A 19,886-nucleotide genomic window follows, 5' to 3' on the forward strand; every position below is an offset into this window, starting at 1 on the left:
CTGAAAATAGGTTTTCTTATTGGGCTGCTAAATCAACAATCACAAATCCAACTGCGATGATATATGCCAAGGTAATAACAACAGATAAACCATGTAGCATTAAAAAACGCTGCTTCAGTTTTGCATCCGTAGCTGCATTGATTGCGGGCATTAGGATTTGACGGGTAGGAATAGTAGTTAGAAAAATGAGCGCCAAAATGCTAGCGCTAAATAAACTGCTCGTTATAGCTAGTAACGCTGCAATGAGTGATGTGATAGCAACAAATATATAAAAAGAAGGGAAGGCCTTGCGTATTAATGCACGAGCATCTTCAGGTGGTAAAGATTTGAATAAAAATGCGGCAAAGCTTGCAGAAAATAACAGCATGCCTCCAAATAGTAAGGAGGAGCTTAGTAAGGCAGATGTGTGGAGAACGGTTTCAATCAAAGGATAGCCTCGAGATAAGCAGGCTTACAAGCAGCACTGTTGGGTAAGAAATAGGATGAATCAAAATAGCAAAGTATTATGGTGAATCAAGTTGAGCTTTGGTTTACGCGATGTTTTCAGAAAATAGACAGAGTGCTGAGCCAGCCACTAAGTTTCTTGCTCTTTTTTCTTCTGATTTTTTTCTCGTTCTTTCCGAAGATCGCGTAACTGCCACCATGCGAATAGTAAAACGCCTCCAAACATCAGTATGACTTCAATCAAAATAACGGGGCCAAAGTTATCCATTTGTTTCCTAAATCCTATGTGCTCATTTTAGGGTCTGCAATACAAGCCTTAATGGCCTTTGACTCTAGAGTCTTGAGCCACTCAGGCTTTGCTTTTGGGTTCATGACTAGCTCATTAACTTGTCGATTCGAAGCATTTTTAGAAATGAAGTCGGCTTGGCAAGCGCAATAGGCTGTAAAGTCCTCCTCTGTGAGGGTTTTACCTTTAATGCCTTGATGTTCAGCTACTTGCTCGCGAGCGCAATTCTTTTGATAATCTTTAGAGATTGCTTGGGCAAATGACTGGTTAGATGTGATCAATACAAAACCGAAGAGTACAAAACTGCGAAATATTGACATGATCCTTTTCCTTTAGGGTTACAGATTAATTAGCGGCTATTCTTCCATAAATATCAAGATCCAACCTAGTTACCCCAAGTAATCCCTCTGAATTACAGGCACTCTCTCTATTTATTCAACATATTTTCTGATTGCGTACTTCCTAATTGCATAAAAAAAACCATTACCTAGCACATTAAATAGTCTCTTTACCATGGTGTAAACCATTGAAATATATAGAGATTCGAATAAACGCAGATTCACTTAAGACGTATGCAGCACCTTCAAATCGTTTTGGACCGGCCACTTCACTAGCCTTTCTCTCCAGTTCCTTCCGCCCTATTTGGGAGTATTTCTCATTTCATCTTATATCTATATATATACTAGAGATGCTACTTTGATGCTGATAATAGATAGGAGAATTTTATGAAAAGCAAAAAAATCGGTACCAACTATTTAATCGCTGCAACATTATTGTTGAGCGCTGCAAATACCCTTGCTGCAAGCCAGACGATGGATAAAATTAAAGCTTCTGGAGCGGTCACTATGGGTGTTCGTGAATCCTCTATTCCAATGTCATACACCATTGGTGACAGCCGCTTTGATGGCTATCACGTTGAGGTATGTCGCATGATTTTGGCTGATATAAAAGCCAATCTTGGTCTAAGCACTTTGCGCATTAACTATCAACCTGTTACATCTCAAAACCGTGTACCTTTGGTCCAGAACGGCACAGTGGATATTGAGTGCGGAACAACGACTAACAATACTGCGCGCGCTAAGGATGTGGGTTTTGCAAACACACTTTACGTAGAAGAGGTTCGGATTGCAGTAAAAGCAAACTCTGGTATCACCTCAATCTCACAGCTAGCCGGTAAAAAAATTGCTACAACTACAGGCACTACTTCCGTGCAGTTATTGCGTAAACACGAAAAAGCCAATGGCGTCAATTTTGACGAGGTATTTGGTAAAGATCATGCTGATAGTTTCTTATTGCTAGAGTCCGGTCGTGCAGATGCTTTCGTAATGGATGGCTCAATCCTGGCTGGCAACATTGCTAATTCCAAGAATCCAAAGGACTACAAGATTGTTGGTGAGGTTCTAGCAACTGAGCCTATCGCCATTATGGTTCCTAAAAATGATCCAGAATTTAAGGCCGCTGTGAATACTGCGATTGCCAAGATTGTGGCTAACGGTAATATGCCTAAGCTTTGGAATAAATGGTTTTTAGCTCCAATTCCACCAAAGAATAGTGTTGTAGGTCTTGAGTTGTCTCCAGCAACCAAAAATGCTTGGGCTAATCTCAACGACAGGCCTGCTGAAGACTACAACAAAAAATAATCGACACTTGTTACTAAATACGAGCTAACAATATGTCTTTAGATTTAGGTGTTTTTTGTAAGAACACCTTAGACGGAGAAGTGGTGGATCACTGCTTCTCCGCACTTTTTGGTTTGGCTCAAAACAGCGATCCAAGCTATCTTGATTGGTTGATGAAGGCCTGGGGTTGGACTTTAGCTGTAGCGGCTCTTAGTCTGACGATTGCTCTAATTCTGGGGGCTGTGATGGGCACCCTCCGAACCTTGCCAACTACAAACTCTTTGAATCGTTGGCTGATTCGCATTTCTACTGCTTGGGTAGAGTTATTCAGAAATATCCCCATCTTGGTTCAAGTGTTCCTTTGGTATCACGTTATTCCTTCTTTTGTTTTGCCCTTAAAATCTCTTCCATCCTATTGGTTAGTGAGCATCGCACTTGGTTTCTTTACATCTGCTCGTATAGCTGAGCAGGTGAGGGCGGGTATTCAGGCCCTGCCAAGCGGACAAAGGGCTGCTGCTACTGCATTAGGTTTAACAACTGCGCAAAGTTATCGCTACGTTATCTTGCCAATGGCATTACGGATTGTGATGCCGCCACTGACCTCGGAGAGTATGAATCTAATTAAAAACTCCTCCGTAGCTTTTGCGGTTTCTGTACCAGAGCTAACCTTATTTGCAATGCAGGCTCAAGAAGAAACATCAAGGGGGGTTGAAATCTACTTAGCAGTCACCTTGCTATACGCGCTCTCGGCATTCTCAGTTAATCGAGTTATGAATCTGATTGAAAAGCGCAGTCGTATTCCGGGTTTTATTGTCTCAAATGACGCAAGTTTGGCGCACTAATTGTTGGCGGAATTAATCTCATGTTGACCTTAGACCTGAGTTTTTATAATTGGGAATTATTTACTAACTACATTCTGAAGGGTTTGGTATTTAGTGTTCAGCTGACTATTTTTGCAACAGTTGGAGGCATCCTATTTGGGACATTTTTAGCTTTGATGCGTTTGTCTGGAAAGCCATTTTTAGTTTATCCCGCTACCTTTTATGTGAATACGATGCGGTCTATTCCCTTGGTAATGGTGATTCTCTGGTTTTTCCTGCTGATCCCTATGTTGATTGGTCGACCCATTGGAGCAGATCTCTCGGCCACGATTACTTTCATCGCGTTTGAGGCGGCATTTTTCTCTGAAATTGTTCGTGCTGGTATTCAATCCGTGCCGAAAGGGCAGAGCTTTGCAGGAGAGGCTTTGGGCATGACTTATGGTCAGAACATGCGTCTTGTAGTTTTGCCTCAAGCCTTTAGAAACATGATCCCTGTTTTTATGACCCAGACAATTGTCTTGTTTCAAGATACCTCCTTGGTCTATGCGATTGGCGCATACGACTTACTTAAAGGATTTGAGATTGCCGGTAAAAATTATGGCCGCCCAATTGAAACCTATATTTTGGCAGCAGCAACTTATTTTGTAATTTGTTTCTCACTTTCTAAACTAGTTCGCAAGATACAAACAAGAGTCGCCATCATTCGCTAATCTCACTCAGTAAAAATTAAATAGATCATCATGATTGAACTTCAAAACGTATCCAAATGGTATGGCTCATTCCAAGTCTTAACAGATTGCTCCACATCGATCAAAAAAGGTGAGGTTGTGGTGATTTGCGGACCCTCTGGCTCTGGTAAATCCACCTTGATTAAAACTATTAACGCTCTCGAGCCTTTTCAGTCAGGCGAGATTAGAGTTGATGGAATTGCGCTACATGATCCAAAAACCAATTTACCAAAACTACGTTCGCGTGTTGGCATGGTATTTCAACACTTTGAGCTTTTCCCACACCTCAGTGTTACCGAAAATCTGACGCTTGCTCAAATGAAGGTCTTAGGTAGATCGGCAGATGAAGCCAATGCTCATGGACTTAAATATTTAGAGCGTGTTGGGCTAATGGCGCAAAAGGATAAGTTTCCTGGGCAGTTATCTGGCGGTCAGCAGCAACGAGTAGCGATTGCGCGAGCTTTGAGTATGGATCCGATCGTGATGTTATTTGATGAGCCAACTTCTGCCTTAGATCCAGAGATGGTGGGTGAGGTGCTAGATGTCATGGTAAAGCTTGCTAATGAGGGCATGACGATGTGCTGTGTTACCCACGAGATGGGTTTCGCTCGCAAGGTGAGTCACCGCGTGATCTTTATGGATCAAGGCAAAATCATTGAGGATTGTAGCAAGGAGGAGTTCTTTGGCAAACCCGAAGCGAGATCGCTGAGAGCCAAAGATTTCCTCTCAAAAATTTTAGATTACTAAATTAAATCCCCATTTCAGCAAAGACTTCTTTGGCGCATCTAAAGCTATCAATCGCTGCGGGTACTCCACAGTAGATCGCCGCCTGCAAAAATACTTCCTGAATATCTTCTTTACTTAATCCATTATTAATTGCGCCTCGCACATGCAGCTTTAGTTCATGAGAGCGATTTAAAGCAGTAATCATAGATAGGTTAATGATGCTCCTTGTCCTGCGATCTAATCCGGGACGATTCCAGATTTCATTCCAGCAATACTCAGTGACCAATTCCTGCATAGGCATATTGAATGCATCAGCATTCTTGATAGAGTTGTCTACGTACTCAGCTCCAAGTACTTCGCGGCGAGTTTTGAGGCCTTTTTCAAATGCTTCTTTATTCATGCTGATCTCCTGTGGTGATGCCTTGTTGGACGAATTTCATATATTGCCACTATTCACGCTGCTCTGTTTAGTCTTGGGTTATTTTCATGAATATGACTCTAATGAGTGGAGGCTACAACCCCATCAAAAATCAGGCGACCCGATGACTTGCTCAGCATCGCTGATCACTTGGTCTCATGGTCTGTATAAAGCGTATGATTTAACAACACTGGCAGTTAGGCTAGTATCAAATAGATCATTCACTGGAAGAAATTATGAATAAATTAGGCGCCTTAGTTGCGGCAATCTCTGTAGCTACTTTGTTGGCTGCTTGTAGTAATACGCCTAAATTGGCAAGCCAGCCAATGCCAAAATCTGGTTTTTTGCCAAATTACTCAGTGCTTGTACCGATGGCGACATCTGAAGCTGATACTCGTATTTGGAGATTCCGAAAAGCTGGCGTCAATCCAGCTGCTTACACTGCAGTGATTTTGGATCCAATTTATTTGAACCAAAATGCGACTAAGGAAATTTCTCCAGAGGTGATTAGTCAAGCTCAGATTGCATTACAAGATTCTATGGTGAGTGCATTGAATAGTCGTGGCAATATTAGGATCGTCAATCAAGCTGGTCCAGGTGTTGCTCGCATCTCTGTTGGTATTACGGGTGCAGAGAGCTCGGCAGATAGCCTATACCCATGGAATTTCACGCCGATTGGTTTGGCTTTGAACGCTGCTGCTTATGCTGGCGGTGTGAACTCTAAAACCCCAGCAATGTTGGTAGAGAGCAAGATTACCGATAGCCAAACAAAAGAATTGATTGGCGAAGGCTTGGTCACCATTCAGGGTGAATCGTTCCGCACTGGCGGTGGTTCGGTTGAGTCATTTGTAGCTATGGCTAAGAAGGTAGTGAAAGTGGCAATGGAGACATCTGCTGACCCAAGAGCAACTACTGCCAAATAATCGTTTTATGCGATATCAATTGAGTAGGTAGCTGGCTATGGATGAGGCATAGGCATGTATGCCTCGAATCTATTGAGAGAGCTTCGGTAACCTTTTAGAATCTGCAGGCCAAGTCAGCACGATCTTTGGGTCAATCTTTAAGATCTTCTTGTCTTTGTCTGGGTAATCAACTCGTGACAACAAATTGGCAATCAGATTGAGGTGCGCAAGCCTTTTATCGTTGGCACTAACGACTGTCCAGGGAGCATCTGATGAGCTAGTTTTCTTGAGCATGTTATCTCTAGCTTCCGAGTAAGCGCTCCACATCTTTTGTGCCTTTTGGTCTATTGGGCTAATCTTCCATTGCTTTAGTGGATCCTTTGCACGATCCTTCAGTCGAGCTGCCTGCTCTTCTTTGCTGATATCTAAGTAATATTTAATGATTTGAATATCAGATCCGACTAGTAGGGATTCAAAATCATTGACCGTATTCATAAACTGCTTGTACTGGTCGTCAGTGCAAAATCCCATGACTTTTTCGACGCCCGCACGGTTATACCAACTACGGTTAAATAATACGAATTCACCAGCGGTTGGAAGTTGAGCAACATATCTTTGAAAGTACCATTCGCCTTCCTCGTGCGGAGAGGGCTTATTCAAAGCAACAATTCGGCTATCTCTGGGGCTTAAATGCTCCGTAATACTTTTGATGGATCCATCTTTACCAGCAGCGTCACGACCCTCCAAGATGACTAGGAGACGCTTACCTTTTTGAATAATGTGACGCTGAAGTTTGACTAATTCAATTTGAAGAAGTCTGAGGTCTGCCTCGTAAGTATGCTCATGAATTTCAGAGTTACTCACGGGCAGCATTCGCAAAACATTGGATTATTCAGCAATAGGTGTTTCTGAAATTACTTTTTTCGCAACAACCTTTTTGGCTACTACTTTTTTAGCCGGAGCCTTTTTTGCTACCACTTTCTTAGCTGCAACTTTTTTAACTGGGGCTTTTTTGGCTACTACTTTTTTAGCCGGAGCCTTTTTTGCCGCTGCTTTTTTGGCTGCTACCTTTTTAACTGGCGTATTTTTCTCGAGCTTATCCAAAGCTTTTGCCAGTTTGTCGATGAGTTTTTCTCTATCTGCCTCGAGCTTGTCTAGTTTTTTCAATAACTGCTTAACCAATTTTTTCTGACTCATGGTGTATTCCTTTCAAGAGAGTACTGTTTATTTAATCTGCGTAAATGGCTGATGTCTAACTGTTGATCCTACGTTTTATTGCGATCAGTTTCAAGCGATTATGACACTCAGATTCATATTCCCAATATGTTCAATATTTTTTTCGAGGTAAAATTGATGGGATCTTGCAAGGTCTATTAAGTTAGGCAAGAAGCAGGAATCCGATGATTTGGGTATCAGTTACTACTTGATCCCTGAATTGAAAAACCCCAGACAGGAGATCTTCTGGGTTTTTTTGAAGTGAAGCGGATTATTCTGGGTGGAAGTTATTGCTGGCCATAAAGCTAATAGTGCGCTCAAAGCCCAAAATACGAATGTAGCGCCAGGCGATATCGCGGTATTTGCTATCTAGATAGCCAATAGCGACTTCAGGTGTCCTTTTGGACAAGTCGATCTGTTCAATAGTGCGGGCCCAGCGTTTTAGTCTTGTTGACATATTAACTACCTCCATGAGCATACAACGCATGGAAAAGTGGCTGAGATGACACAAATAAGTAATATTTTTAAAGAATTTGGCAAAAAGTCGGCAAATCAGCTCCTTTAAGGCCTTTACTCTGGGATTTCGGCTGCAGCCCGCTCTTTTTTTGCTGCCTTAGCGCGCGCTTTGATGGGTTTGAGGAACATGAGCAGACAGACAAACCCCACTGTTCCTATGGCAGTCTCTAAGGCTGCCATCCAGAAATTGACTCCAGTTTCCAAAATACGAACCAAGCCCTCGGTGATATAGAGCAGGATCAGCATAGAGGCCCACTGCATGGTGTAGACATTGCCTTTCCATAGGCCTGGAATGGCGAATAGTAAGGGAATAGCCTTGAGAATGAGCCAGGAGCCGCCGGGCCTGAGTGGGGAAATGAACCATTCCCAAGCAACGCACAGAATGAATAGATCAACAAAAGCTGCCGTAGCTATAAGCTGATAAGGGTTTTTGGAGAGCCAGCTTTTGAACATAAATTACCCTTAAATCAGTTTGAGAGCTGCCAGTGCCAAGCGTTTGCCTTGAGCAATCGCTAGGCGCTGTTCTTCAGGGCTAATCGGCGCTCGACCATCGGCATGCGCAAGGTGGGTGACGCCATAAGGACTACCCCCACTTGAGGTGTTCATGAGATCTGGTTCGCTATACGGAATACCCATGAGCATCATGCCGTGGTGAAGCAAGGGAATCATCATGGTAAGTAGGGTAGTTTCTTGGCCGCCATGTAGGCTGCCAGTGCTGGTAAAGACACAAGCAGGTTTGTCAATGAGCGCACCATTAAGCCACTCTGAAGAGCTGCCATCCCAGAAGTATTTCATGGGAGCGGCCATATTGCCAAAGCGTGTGGGAGAGCCTAAAGCGAGACCAATACATTCTTTTAAGTCGGCATATTCAACATAGGGGGCTCCATCTGCTGGGACTGCAGCTTCCGTAGCTTCACATACAGCGGAGATTGCTGGGACAGTGCGCAGTCTGGCGTTAATACCCGGGACACTTTCAATACCCTCGGCAATGAGTCGAGCCAAGTCTCGGGTTGCTCCGTAGCGTGAGTAGTACAAAACTAAAATGTCAGATTGGCTCATATTCTTCTCTTATCTTTTATGATATGGGCGATGCGCCTCATACGGAATCCTCAATTATGGCTCTCTCTGGGAAAAGAGATATGGGAGCGTAACCGGGGTCAAAATTTGAAGCAAGTAGCGGCTAGCTTGGCCTTTACTACTACGCTTGCCTTAATTCCCATGCTGACGGTAGCCTCCATTTTGATTGGCTATCTCCCTAGTGTGATTCGAATTAAATATGCCTTTCAGGCTTGGCTACTGGATACCTATATGCCGGGGGGCTTAAATCAGCAGGTCTTTAATTACTTGGATCAATTTTCAGCTCAGGCTAAAGGTCTCACCTTGATTGGTTTGGTCGGCCTGGTAATTACAACGATCATGACATTAGCCGTCATCGAGAGTGCCTTTAATCAGATCTTTCGCATCTCTGAAAGTCGTCCTATTTTGAAGAAGGTGGCGATCTATTTCTCTGCAACCATATTGGGGCCTATCTTATTGGGTATTGGCACCTACTTGAGCGGTCTCCTATTTAGTGCGGCAGAGGGTTGGACAGAAACCCTGAGCTTTGGTTTGGGGTTTGTGGCAACGGTGGTTCCATTTCTCCTGGCCATGGCCGTATTTTCAGTGGCTTACAAAATCCTACCTTACGCCAAGATTCAGTGGCGTGATGCTTTGAGTGGCGCCTTCTTTGCGGCTTTAACTTTTGAGTTGATGAAGTTTGGCTTTGGCCTCTTTTTAACTAATGTCGCCTTCTACAAAACGGTCTATGGCGCTTTTGCGATCTTCCCCTTGGCGCTGATTTGGATTTACCTTACCTGGTGGATTACCTTGGCTGGGGCGGTCTTGGTTGCCAATCTCCCCAGCATTCGTAACGGGTTACTTAATGTGATTAGCTACTGAAACCGCTTATACCCCTTGATTCCTTTGGGGCATGAGCATATATTGATTGAATGAAAACCCTTTGCTGGAGATCCAATGAAAGTTTGCGACATACTTCGCGTTAAGGGCAGCACACTATTTACAGTGGCACCGGATACTGCTTTGCAAACTGCTGTCTTAGTCATGAGTGAGCATGACATTGGCTCATTAGTAGTGATGGAGTATGACAAACTCGTGGGTATCTTGACATTCCGTGAAGTGATTGCGGCTCTGGCAAAACATCATGGCCAATTAGATGATCTTAAAGTTCAAAGCGTGATGAATGCCAAACCATTGACATGCAATATGGAGACGGAGATCGATGAGGTTCGCCGCATGATGCTAGTGGATCATGCACGTTACTTGCCGGTGATTGATCAAAAGATGCTGATGGGCGTGATTTCTTTCTACGACGTGGCCAAATCCGTTGTTGAGGCCCAGGACTTTGAAAACACCATGCTCAAGGCATATATCCGCGACTGGCCAGAAGAGACTCAAAAAGCTAGCCCATAGGCTCAGCCTAGCCCAAGCCCCCGAGCAATGACATAATGTCCATATGTCAGGAAATACATTAGGTCTTCTCTTTACTGTCACCACTTTTGGTGAATCCCACGGTCCCGCCATTGGCGCTATTGTTGATGGCTGCCCTCCAGGCATGTCTCTGTCTGAAGCTGATTTGCAGCTAGACTTAGATCGCCGCAAGCCAGGAACCTCCCGGCATGTAACCCAGCGTCAAGAGGCTGACAGAGTAGAAATTTTATCCGGTGTATATGAAGGCAAAACCACGGGTACGCCCATCGGCTTGTTAATTCGGAATACTGATCAACGCAGTCAAGATTACGGCAATATCCTACAAACATTCAGACCTGGTCATGCTGATTACGCCTATCACTATAAATATGGCTTGCGTGATCCTCGTGGGGGCGGGCGCTCTTCAGCAAGATTGACTGCACCGGTAGTGGCTGCAGCAGCGATTGCTAAGAAGTGGCTTAAAGAGCAATATGGCACGGAGTTTTATGGCTACATGAGCCAACTCGGTGAAATTGAAATCCCATTTAAAGACGCGGCACTGATTGAGAGTAATCCTTTCTTTGCCGCGAATGCCGATATCGTTCCTCAGTTAGAGGCTTATATGGATGGACTGCGCAAAGCAGGGGATTCTTGCGGAGCGAAGATTGAAGTGCGGGCGCGCAATGTTCCCATTGGATTGGGCGAGCCTTTATTTGATAAGTTAGATGCGGATATTGCTCATGCCATGATGGGCATCAATGCAGTGAAGGGTGTTGAAATTGGCTCAGGCTTTAAGTCAGTAACGCAACGCGGTAGTGAGCATGGCGATGAGTTGCATCCAGATGGCTTCGCTAGTAATAATGCGGGCGGCACTGTAGGCGGCATTAGTACTGGACAAGATTTGCGGGTATCGATTGCCATCAAGCCAACCTCTAGTATTTTGAGTCCAAAAGAATCGGTTGATTTAGATGGCAAGCCGATTACCGTGCAAACCAAAGGTCGTCATGATCCTTGTGTTGGTATTCGTGCTACTCCAATTGCTGAAGCGATGCTAGCCTTAGTATTGATGGACCACGCTTTGCGTCACCGCGCTCAGTGCGGCGATGTGAAACATCCTATTCCTTCGATCCCAGCTGCACGTCCCGACTCTGTAAAAGATTGATACACAATTTACTTTAGAAACCTAAAAAGAAAATGACACCTTCAGTGCGTTGGGCCTTCGGGTCCTTTTTCTTTTTATATTTCGCTTATGTTGGTTTAGTTTCTCCATATGCGAGCCTCTTTTTTTTAGATCGTGGCTTTAGCGTTATTGAGATTGCAGTTTTAATGTCCATGCTACAAATCACCCGAATAGTGGGGCCATTCTCTTGGGGTTTGTTATCAGACTACCTATCGGATCGCATTGGCATCATTCGCTTTTGCGCTTGTTTAGCAGCAGTCACTTTTCTAAGTATCTTTTTTCTCAATAGCTATATTGCATTTTTTATTTGGATGTTTGTACTGCACACCATCCTCAGTAGCTTGATGCCATTGGGTGAGTCGGCGACTGTGCATGCCTTATTTAAAGACAATTCATTTGATAAGCGTTACGGTCGTTTGCGTTTATGGGGCTCAATTGGTTTTATTGCGATGGTCTTATTTGCGGGTGAATTATTTCAGCGTAAGGGCATCGAGCTTTATCCCATTGTGGGCGCGGTGATTTTGACCTTCTTAGCGCTGGTTACCTTTCGCTTGCATGAGCCCAAGATGGAGCGTCGCAAGATGGTCAAAGGCGAACTTCTGATTGTTCTCTTGAATCCGGATGTGCGCTGGTTCTTGCTTTCTGGATTTTTCATGATCTTTGCGCATGCTGCTTTGTATGTCTTCTATTCGCTCTACCTGGCTGATTTAGGTTACGACAAATTCCAGATTGGATTGTTCTGGGCCTTAGGTGTCGCAGCTGAAGTGATTTTCTTTTATTTCCAGAGCAAAGTACTGAGTCGCTTAGATCCCGAAGTCGTTTTGCAAATCGCTTTTGGTATTGGCGTGTTTCGATTTATCTTAATGGCCTTTTTCCCGCTGACTTGGGTTCTGATTCTGGCTCAGCTCATGCACGCTGCTACTTTTGGAGCGCACCATAGTGCTGCTACGAAACTATTGCAACGGTGGTTTACTGGCCCCCTTCAGGCACGAGGCCAAGCTTTAATGGCAACCGTGTCTTATGGCTTAGGCGGAACCTTAGGTGGTTTATTTGCTGGTTGGCTATGGGATGCTACTGAGCCTCGCAATGTATTTGTGATGGCCGCTTTAGCCTGCGGTCTAGGGGGCATGGCAATTGGAAGGCTACGACCTCGCCGCTAGCCCGCTAGATAACTGGATCAGCAGCTTTACATTGATCCATAGTTTGGGCCACCACCCCCTTCAGGAGCAATCCAAACAATATTTTGACTTGGATCCTTGATGTCACAAGTCTTGCAATGCACGCAGTTTTGCGAATTGATCTGTAACTGCGGCTGACCCTCCTTTTCAACATACTCGTAAACACCAGCAGGACAGTAACGTTGCTCCGGGCCTGCATAAGTTTTGAGATTCAAGTTCACCGGTACCGACGCATCTTTTAAGGTGAGGTGAATAGGTTGATTTTCAGCATGATTGGTATTGGAGATAAATACTGATGAGAGACGATCAAAAGTAATCTTGCCATCCGGCTTTGGATAATCAATTGCATGATGTTGCGCTGCTGGCTCTAAGCATTCATGATCAGCATGTTTTAAGTGAATCGTCCATGGCATATTGCCGCCCAAAATTTTCTGTTCAAGGCCAACCATGAGGGTGCCTAAATACAAACCTTTTGACATCCAGGGTTTAAAGTTGCGCGCCTGATTTAACTCGGTATGGAGCCAGCTATTTTTGAACGCACTTGGATAGGCAGCCAGCACATCAGCGGAACGATTCTCAGCAAGCGCAGCAACTGCAGCTTGTGCAGCCAGCATGCCGGTCTTAATAGCAGCATGACTACCTTTAATACGTGAGGCATTGAGGAATCCAGCATCACATCCAATGAGTGCGCCACCTGGGAAAACTGTTTTAGGCAAGCTGTTTAAGCCGCCAGCTGTCAGTGCCCGCGCACCATAAGCTAGGCGCTTACCACCTTCAAAGGTTTCACGAATCTTTGGATGTAATTTATAGCGTTGAAACTCTTCAAACGGAGAGAGGTATGGGTTCTTATAGGACAGCCCAACTACCAAACCAACGGCAACTTTGTTGTCGCCTAAGTGATACAGGAAGGAGCCGCCATAGGTGTCGCTCTCTAATGGCCAGCCTGCGGTATGCACCACTAGACCAGGTTTACTCTTGGAAGGTTCAACTTCCCACAATTCTTTAATGCCAATGCCATAGCTTTGGGGATCAGCATTTTTGTCTAAGGCAAACTTGGTAATGAGTTGTTTGCCTAAATGTCCGCGTGAACCTTCAGCAAATAGGGTGTACTTGGCACGCAATTCCATACCTAGCTGAAATTGGTCTGTGGGTTGACCTTCTTTGTCTAGGCCCATCGAGCCAGTAATCACACCACAAACTGCGCCTTGCTCGTTATAGAGAATTTCTGCAGCAGGAAAGCCTGGAAAGATTTCTACGCCCAAGTTCTCAGCCTGTTGACCCAGCCAGCGAGTGACATTAGCCAAGCTGACAATATAGTTACCTTCATTCTTAAAGCAATGGGGCAGCATCCAATTCGGAACTTGAAACGAGCCCTCCTTGGTCAGAAATAAAAACTCATCTTGGTTTACTTGGGTATCAAGTGGTGCGCCTAGCTCTTTCCAATTAGGAAATAATTCAGTTAGTGCTTTAGGATCCATGACGGCGCCAGACAGGATGTGCGCGCCGATTTCAGAACCTTTCTCCAGCACGCAGACGCTGATTTCTTTGCCAGATTCATCAGCTAGTTGTTTTGCTTTAATGGCTGCGGATAGGCCTGCAGGACCGCCCCCTACGATGACGAGGTCATAGTCCATGGATTCTCTAGGTCCAAACTGTTCGAGTAATTCCTGGGCAGTCATTTCATTTCTCCGACATTACTTATCAATAGGGCGCATTAGTCATTAGGCATTGTGGGTATTTAGGTATTTTGAGCATTTCTGCCACCTATAAAGCTCTAAGCTATGCCTATAGTTTAGTTCTAAGCCATAGAAACCACGTTAGTGCCCAATGCCAATAGGCGCAGGAGCCTAAAGCGTTATGATTGCTTTTTTACCTTTTTTGGCAATATTAGGACGAATTTATGAACAAAACTTACCCATCGGCTGTTGATGCCTTAAGGGATATCTTAAAAGATGGCCAAAAACTGGCTGTTGGTGGTTTTGGCTTGTGCGGTATTCCTGAAGCCTTGATCCAAGCGGTTAAGGACCTCGGTGCGCAAAATCTGACTGCGATTGCTAATAACGCTGGGGTGGATGGCTTTGGTTTAGGTCTACTACTGAACTCAAGACAAGTAAAAAGGATGGTTGCTTCCTACGTTGGTGAGAACAAAGAATTTGAGCGTCAGTTTTTGGCTGGCGAGCTCGAGCTGGAATTTACTCCACAAGGAACCCTGGCAGAGAAGTTGCGGGCTGGTGGTTGCGGTATTCCGGCTTTTTATACCAAAACAGGTGTTGGTACTTTGGTAGCTGAGGGCAAAGAAGAAAAAGAGTTTGACGGTGAGCGCTACATCATGGAGCGTGCAATCGTTTCTGATATCTCACTCGTAAAAGCATGGAAGGCAGATAAATCCGGTAATTTGATTTATCGCTACACCGCTCGTAACTTCAACCCCATGGTTGCAATGGCTGGCAAGATCACGGTTGCTGAAGTTGAAGAAATCGTAGAGAACGGTGAATTAGATCCTGATCAGATTCATACGCCAGGCATTTATGTTCATCGCTTGGTACTTAACACGACGCCTGAGAAGCGTATTGAGCAACGCACTTTGTCTGCTGCTTAATACCGATAGACACCATATAAAAACAGTACAGAATATTTAGGAAGATTGATATGCCTTGGAATAGAGATGAAATGGCGGCACGTGCTGCTAAAGAGCTAAAGGATGGTTATTACGTCAATTTAGGTATTGGTATGCCAACCTTAGTGGCCAATCATGTACCAGAAGGCATGGAAGTGTGGCTTCAGTCTGAAAATGGTTTGTTGGGTATTGGTCCATTTCCAACTGAAGAAACGATTGATGCGGATTTAATTAATGCGGGTAAGCAAACGATTACGACTTTGCCTGGCTCATCTATTTTTTCTTCTGCAGATTCCTTCGGAATGATTCGTGGTGGAAAAATTAATATTGCAATTCTAGGTGCGATGCAGGTAAGTGAGTATGGTGATTTAGCGAACTGGATGATCCCGGGCAAGATGGTCAAAGGTATGGGCGGCGCCATGGACTTGGTTGCTGGCGTAAAGCATGTAGTTGTCTTGATGGAACACGTTGCTAAGAAAAAAGATGGCACAGAAGAGATCAAGATTCTGCCTAAGTGCACTCTGCCATTAACTGGTGTGGGTGTTATTAGTCGCATCATTACCGATCTTTGCGTACTCGATATCACGCCAAAAGGTTTGAAGTTGGTGGAGTTGGCTCCTGGCGTAACTAAGGAAGAGGTCATATCTAAAACGGGTGCCCCTATAGACGCCGCAGGTTTTTAACCTCTTTTGATAGATAGTGAAATAATGGGGTCAATGACCCCATTTTCTTTTTTAAAGACTCCTTTATGAGCGTTGTAGATCATTCACTTCACGCACACAAGCAGGGCGATGCTAAGCATAGCCATAGCAAGGAAGTCTCTAATCAGAATCTCCTGCTTATTGCCTTGGTGCTCACACTCGGTTTTTCAGGAGTCGAAGGGGCCGCTGCTTACTTTGCAAACTCTTTAGCGCTGATATCCGATGCTGGTCACATGGTGACTGATGCTGCTGCCTTAGGACTGGCTTTGTTGGCGCAAATCATTTCTCGTCGTCCACCATCGCCAAAACATTCGTTTGGATTTGGAAGGGCTGAGGCCTTGGCGGCCTTTGTTAATAGCATTGCAATGCTGGCCTTAGTTGCCTGGATTATGGTTGAGGCAATTAGTCGATTCTATGATCCACATAAAGTGGATGGCTTAACTGTCACGATAGTGGCGGCCATTGGCTTACTCATGAATATTGTGGTCGCATGGGTGCTGTCGCGCGATAAAAAGAGTGTTAATACTCGTGCTGCCTTGGTTCATGTCATGGGCGACTTGTTAGGCTCAATAGCTGCTCTGATTGCGGGTATCGTGATTCAGCTCACTGGATGGATGCCGATTGATGCCATCTTATCTATCTTGGTCTCCCTTTTAATTTTGAAGTCCACCATTTCTATTTTGAAAGAGTCCTATCACTTCCTGATGGAGGGGGTGCCTCTCCATATCGACTACCTTCAAGTCGGTCAGGATTTAAAAAAGGTGCCAGGCGTTTTAGCGGTACATGATCTGCATGTTTGGGAGATGACTCCCAGCTTCCCAGCCCTGATCGGTCATATTGAAATTGAGCGTATTGGCGAATGGCCTGAAATCATGGCGCGTATCAATGAGATGCTACTGAATAAACACGGAATTGATCACGTGACTTTGCAGCCAGAAGTTCCTGGTATGTCAGATGAGCATGTACACGACGAAGATTTCATTACTGATAAGAAAATACCGAATGTTATTCATCAGGGTGACACCTTCTTCGTCACGTGTACTAGTCCTGATGGTCCCCATCGCATGGCGTATCACGCCTGGGGCAATCCTGATAATCCTAAAGTCTTAGTTTGTGTTCATGGTCTAACACGCAGGGGAAGTGATTTTAAAACCCTAGCTGAGGCAATGAGTCGGGACTATTACGTTGTTTGTCCGGATGTAGTCGGTCGCGGAGATTCGGATCAATTAAAGAACCCCATGCTCTATGCTGTTCCACAATATGTTGCCGATATGGCAAGCTTAATTGGGCATCTTGGGGTTGCGCAAGTTGACTGGCTTGGTACCTCAATGGGTGGTTTGATTGGCATGGTCTATGCGGCAATGCCGAAGAGTCCGATTCGTCGCATGCTGATTAATGATGTAGGCCCCCGCATTGAGCCTGAGGCCATCAAGCGACTAGGTTCTTATGTTGGCCAGCCTTTTAGCTTTTCTCATCGTGCAGATGCTCTGCAACGCCTCAATGAGATCTGTGCCTCTTTTGGCAGTCATACTCCAGAAGAGTGGGAGATTTATAACGGCCCCATGCTCATACAAAAAGATGGGCTTTGGGTAATGCACTACGACCCTGATATTTCTGTTCCGTTTGCGTCTGTCAATCCGATTATGGCAAAGGCGGGAGAGATGGCGATGTGGCATGCCTTCAAGCAAATTCATATCCCGATGTTGATTGTGCGTGGCGGTGAGTCAGATTTGCTTTCGGCTAAAACTGTAGCTGAGATGTGCAAGGTCAATCCTTATATTCGGAGTATTGAAATTCCGGGAGTAGGGCATGCGCCTGCCTTTGTGAAGTCTGAGCAAGTGGCTTTAGCAAAAGAATTCTTTAGTTAAGGATTTCTATAGCCCATGTCAAATGCTGCTTCTGCATCTGAGAGTATCAAAATTATTGATGGTTGGTATGGCGAGCCTTCTGAGCATCATGCTGCTGGCGTTCTCAGCATACTGAAGTTGCTTCACCTTGATGAAGCCACGCTCATCGCTGCACATAATATTGCCCGCACCCATGGCAAAGAATCACTCACCAAACTGATTGGCGACGAGTCAGCTAGGTTACTGATTGGCTATCGCGGCCTGCGGCAGGCTCAAGCCAAGCTAGTACGTAATGATGGCGGCCTGAGTATTTCTGGGCAAGAAGAAATGCTCAGAAAAATGTTGCTCGCGTTTGGTGATGACTTACGTGTCGTTTTGATTTATCTTGCTTCGCGCTTACAAACCTTACGTTGGATTACTCAAGAAAAAATCGAGATGCCAACAGCTTGGGCGCAAGAGATTCTGAATATCGATGCATCGCTTGCGAATCGTCTTGGTATTTGGCAAATGAAATGGGAGATGGAGGACTTGGCATTTCGTGTTCTCTCTCCAGAAACCTACCGTGACATCGCCAAGATGTTGGATGGTAAGCGTATTGAGCGTGAATCTTTTATTAACCTGATTGTTAGCAAGCTTCAAGAAGAATTAAATGCTGCCCGTATTGAAGGTGAGGTTCAGGGTCGCCCAAAGCACATCTACAGCATTTGGAAAAAGATGCAGGGCAAGTCACTCGACTTTGCTAATCTTTATGACGTCAGGGCGTTTAGAGTTTTAGTAGATGACGTTAAATCCTGTTACGCCATTTTAGGAATAGTCCATAACGTCTGGCAGCCTGTGCCACGTGAATTTGATGACTATATTGCCAGACCAAAACCAAACGGATATCAATCCTTGCATACCGTAGTGATGGATGAGCACGGTACGGCATTTGAGATTCAGGTGCGCACTAATGAAATGCATCAACAGGCTGAGTATGGTTTGGCAGCTCATTGGCGCTACAAGGAGGGTGCTTATGTCGGCACTGCAACTCCGCTAAAAAATAATCCAATGAGGTAAATCCAAGTCATCAAACTGGTACCCACAGTGCGGCGGTTGCCTATGAGCGGCAAATTGCTTGGGCAAGGCAACTCATTTCTTGGAAAGAGGATGCTTGGGAGCAACTCAAGCACCATGAGATCGATGACCATATCTATGTACTCACTCCTTTAGGAAAGGTCATTTCTTTAGAGAAGGGTTCATCGCCTATTGATTTTGCATACGCAGTTCATACCGATCTGGGTCATCGCTGTCGAGGTGCGCGGGTAGATGGCGCGATGGTGCCTTTAGATACCTCATTGCAAAACGGTCAAACGGTTGAAATCGTCGCTGTAAAACATGGCGGACCTTCACGAGATTGGATCAGTCCGAGCCGCAATTACTTGCGCTCACAGCGTGCTCGCACACGTGTACGCGCTTGGTTTAATGCCTTGGATGATGAAGAGGCAGGGTCTAAATCCACCGACGCCAAGGTGGAACAAAAGACAGAGGCGAAGGTCATTACTCCAGCCCCAGAAATTGTTCTTAAACAAAGCACTCGCAAGCAGGGCCAGGCAAGTGATGTTTTGGTTGTGGGGGTGGATTCATTGATGACCCAGTTGGCGAGGTGCTGCCGGCCGGTGCCACCCGATGCGATTGCAGGCTTTGTGACCCAAGGTCGTGGTGTATCGATTCATCGGCGCTCTTGCAAAACGTTTAGAGGTTTATTGGAGCGAGCCCCTGAGCGCGTTATCCAAACCGCTTGGAATGATTCTGGACTTGAAACAGCAGTCGTAAATGACCCTAAGCGAGTATTTCCTGCAGATTTAGCTGTAACCGGGCTTGATCGCCCTGAGTTGATGCGTGAGCTGTTTGAGATTCTGTCAAGGCAGGGCGTCCATGTGATTGATCTTCGTAAATCTGCCAAGCGAGGCCTTGCTCAAATACTGCTGACTGTGGAGATTAAGGACTCGGTAGCCTTGCGGCTTACCCAAAATGCGCTAGAAGAAGTCAAAGGGGTGACCCAAGTACGCCGCCGGTGATAAACTCTAGGGCTTATATAGGCTCGTAGCTCAGCTGGTTAGAGCACCACCTTGACATGGTGGGGGTCGTTGGTTCGAGTCCAATCGAGCCTACCAACGAATAAAGACCCAAAAGTGCGCGGTTGCCCAAAAGCTCCCGCGCTTTCTTTTTGGTGGATGTTGTGC

22 protein-coding genes, 1 tRNA gene and 1 pseudogene are annotated in these 19,886 nt (G+C 45.2%); 14 read left to right on the forward strand and 10 right to left on the reverse strand.

Annotated features, from left to right (window positions below; all coding sequences use genetic code 11):
• Positions 1–16 precede the first annotated feature (16 nt).
• The 3 genes from CL55_RS04620 to CL55_RS04625 form a co-directional block, all read right to left on the reverse strand.
• The gene (locus tag CL55_RS04620) at positions 17–427 is read right to left on the reverse strand and encodes a DUF4149 domain-containing protein (RefSeq protein WP_237150540.1); all 411 of its coding nucleotides are present in this window, start codon (positions 425–427) and stop codon (positions 17–19) included.
• Between the two features lie 147 nt (positions 428–574).
• The gene (locus CL55_RS10630) at positions 575–712 is read right to left on the reverse strand and encodes a hypothetical protein (protein WP_156156269.1); all 138 of its coding nucleotides are present in this window, start codon (positions 710–712) and stop codon (positions 575–577) included.
• A gap of 14 nt (positions 713–726) precedes the next feature.
• The gene (locus CL55_RS04625) at positions 727–1,050 is read right to left on the reverse strand and encodes a hypothetical protein (protein ID WP_046330065.1); all 324 of its coding nucleotides are present in this window, start codon (positions 1,048–1,050) and stop codon (positions 727–729) included.
• Between the two features lie 405 nt (positions 1,051–1,455).
• Here CL55_RS04625 and CL55_RS04630 point away from each other — a divergent pair, with 405 nt between their 5' ends.
• Genes CL55_RS04630 through CL55_RS04645 form a run of 4 tightly spaced genes read left to right on the forward strand, consistent with a single transcriptional unit; the run spans position 1,456 to position 4,645 of the window.
• On the forward strand, positions 1,456–2,370 hold the full coding sequence (locus CL55_RS04630; RefSeq protein WP_052728763.1) for an amino acid ABC transporter substrate-binding protein: 915 nt from the start codon (positions 1,456–1,458) through the stop codon (positions 2,368–2,370).
• 32 nt (positions 2,371–2,402) lie between these two features.
• The gene (locus CL55_RS04635; RefSeq protein WP_046330066.1) at positions 2,403–3,191 is read left to right on the forward strand and encodes an amino acid ABC transporter permease; all 789 of its coding nucleotides are present in this window, start codon (positions 2,403–2,405) and stop codon (positions 3,189–3,191) included.
• 20 nt (positions 3,192–3,211) lie between these two features.
• Positions 3,212–3,880, forward strand: coding sequence for an amino acid ABC transporter permease (locus tag CL55_RS04640; RefSeq protein ID WP_046330067.1), 669 nt, complete (start codon positions 3,212–3,214; stop codon positions 3,878–3,880).
• Between the two features lie 30 nt (positions 3,881–3,910).
• Positions 3,911–4,645, forward strand: coding sequence for an amino acid ABC transporter ATP-binding protein (locus tag CL55_RS04645; protein ID WP_046330068.1), 735 nt, complete (start codon positions 3,911–3,913; stop codon positions 4,643–4,645).
• Between the two features lies 1 nt (position 4,646).
• On the opposite strand, the gene pcaC is transcribed toward CL55_RS04645, so the two are convergent.
• Positions 4,647–5,024, reverse strand: coding sequence for a 4-carboxymuconolactone decarboxylase (gene pcaC / locus CL55_RS04650; protein WP_046330069.1), 378 nt, complete (start codon positions 5,022–5,024; stop codon positions 4,647–4,649).
• Positions 5,025–5,278: 254 nt separating this feature from the next.
• Here pcaC and CL55_RS04655 point away from each other — a divergent pair, with 254 nt between their 5' ends.
• Complete coding sequence (locus CL55_RS04655; protein WP_046330070.1) at positions 5,279–5,965, forward strand: DUF3313 domain-containing protein; 687 nt, start codon at positions 5,279–5,281, stop codon at positions 5,963–5,965.
• A 69-nt stretch (positions 5,966–6,034) separates the two neighbouring features.
• On the opposite strand, the gene ppk2 is transcribed toward CL55_RS04655, so the two are convergent.
• The 5 genes from ppk2 to wrbA all read right to left on the reverse strand — a co-directional run bounded on the left by ppk2 (position 6,035) and on the right by wrbA (position 8,734).
• A complete protein-coding gene (ppk2, locus tag CL55_RS04660) occupies positions 6,035–6,817 on the reverse strand; it encodes a polyphosphate kinase 2 (protein WP_046330071.1) in 783 nt (260 codons plus the stop codon).
• A 15-nt stretch (positions 6,818–6,832) separates the two neighbouring features.
• Positions 6,833–7,111: a histone H1-like repetitive region-containing protein gene (locus CL55_RS04665; protein ID WP_237150542.1), complete on the reverse strand. Its 279-nt coding sequence runs from the start codon at positions 7,109–7,111 to the stop codon at positions 6,833–6,835.
• 319 nt (positions 7,112–7,430) lie between these two features.
• The gene (locus CL55_RS04670; RefSeq protein WP_046330073.1) at positions 7,431–7,616 is read right to left on the reverse strand and encodes a hypothetical protein; all 186 of its coding nucleotides are present in this window, start codon (positions 7,614–7,616) and stop codon (positions 7,431–7,433) included.
• 113 nt (positions 7,617–7,729) lie between these two features.
• Positions 7,730–8,128 (reverse strand): DUF2069 domain-containing protein, encoded by a 399-nt coding sequence (locus tag CL55_RS04675; protein ID WP_046330074.1) that lies wholly within the window; start codon positions 8,126–8,128, stop codon positions 7,730–7,732.
• Positions 8,129–8,137: 9 nt separating this feature from the next.
• The gene (wrbA, locus tag CL55_RS04680) at positions 8,138–8,734 is read right to left on the reverse strand and encodes an NAD(P)H:quinone oxidoreductase (RefSeq protein ID WP_046330075.1); all 597 of its coding nucleotides are present in this window, start codon (positions 8,732–8,734) and stop codon (positions 8,138–8,140) included.
• A gap of 30 nt (positions 8,735–8,764) precedes the next feature.
• Between wrbA and CL55_RS04685 the strand changes: the two genes are divergently transcribed.
• From CL55_RS04685 to CL55_RS04700, 4 genes are all read left to right on the forward strand, one after another.
• Positions 8,765–9,613, forward strand: a complete 849-nt coding sequence (locus CL55_RS04685; protein WP_052728764.1) for a YihY family inner membrane protein — start codon at positions 8,765–8,767, stop codon at positions 9,611–9,613.
• A gap of 75 nt (positions 9,614–9,688) precedes the next feature.
• A complete protein-coding gene (locus CL55_RS04690; protein WP_046330076.1) occupies positions 9,689–10,144 on the forward strand; it encodes a CBS domain-containing protein in 456 nt (151 codons plus the stop codon).
• 43 nt (positions 10,145–10,187) lie between these two features.
• Positions 10,188–11,303 (forward strand): chorismate synthase, encoded by a 1,116-nt coding sequence (gene aroC, locus CL55_RS04695; protein WP_046330077.1) that lies wholly within the window; start codon positions 10,188–10,190, stop codon positions 11,301–11,303.
• 32 nt (positions 11,304–11,335) lie between these two features.
• On the forward strand, positions 11,336–12,481 hold the full coding sequence (locus CL55_RS04700; RefSeq protein ID WP_046330078.1) for an MFS transporter: 1,146 nt from the start codon (positions 11,336–11,338) through the stop codon (positions 12,479–12,481).
• Positions 12,482–12,507: 26 nt separating this feature from the next.
• Here the strand turns inward: CL55_RS04700 and CL55_RS04705 are convergent, their stop codons facing one another.
• Positions 12,508–14,178 carry an electron transfer flavoprotein-ubiquinone oxidoreductase gene (locus tag CL55_RS04705; RefSeq protein ID WP_046330079.1) on the reverse strand — a complete coding sequence of 557 codons (1,671 nt, stop codon included), beginning with the start codon at positions 14,176–14,178 and terminating at the stop codon, positions 12,508–12,510.
• A gap of 221 nt (positions 14,179–14,399) precedes the next feature.
• Between CL55_RS04705 and CL55_RS04710 the strand changes: the two genes are divergently transcribed.
• From CL55_RS04710 to CL55_RS04735, 5 genes and pseudogenes are all read left to right on the forward strand, one after another.
• Complete coding sequence (locus CL55_RS04710; RefSeq protein ID WP_046330080.1) at positions 14,400–15,098, forward strand: CoA transferase subunit A; 699 nt, start codon at positions 14,400–14,402, stop codon at positions 15,096–15,098.
• Between the two features lie 50 nt (positions 15,099–15,148).
• Positions 15,149–15,799 carry a CoA transferase subunit B gene (locus CL55_RS04715; protein WP_046330081.1) on the forward strand — a complete coding sequence of 217 codons (651 nt, stop codon included), beginning with the start codon at positions 15,149–15,151 and terminating at the stop codon, positions 15,797–15,799.
• A gap of 65 nt (positions 15,800–15,864) precedes the next feature.
• A complete protein-coding gene (locus CL55_RS10880) occupies positions 15,865–17,685 on the forward strand; it encodes an alpha/beta fold hydrolase (protein WP_052728765.1) in 1,821 nt (606 codons plus the stop codon).
• Positions 17,686–17,700: 15 nt separating this feature from the next.
• Positions 17,701–19,721 (forward strand): annotated as a pseudogene (locus CL55_RS10900) (RelA/SpoT family protein).
• 19 nt (positions 19,722–19,740) lie between these two features.
• Positions 19,741–19,817 (forward strand) — tRNA-Val (locus CL55_RS04735).
• Positions 19,818–19,886: the final 69 nt, after the last annotated feature.

The sequence above is a fragment of the Polynucleobacter duraquae genome, from assembly GCF_000973625.1.
GTDB classification, from domain to species: Bacteria; Pseudomonadota; Gammaproteobacteria; order Burkholderiales; family Burkholderiaceae; genus Polynucleobacter; species Polynucleobacter duraquae.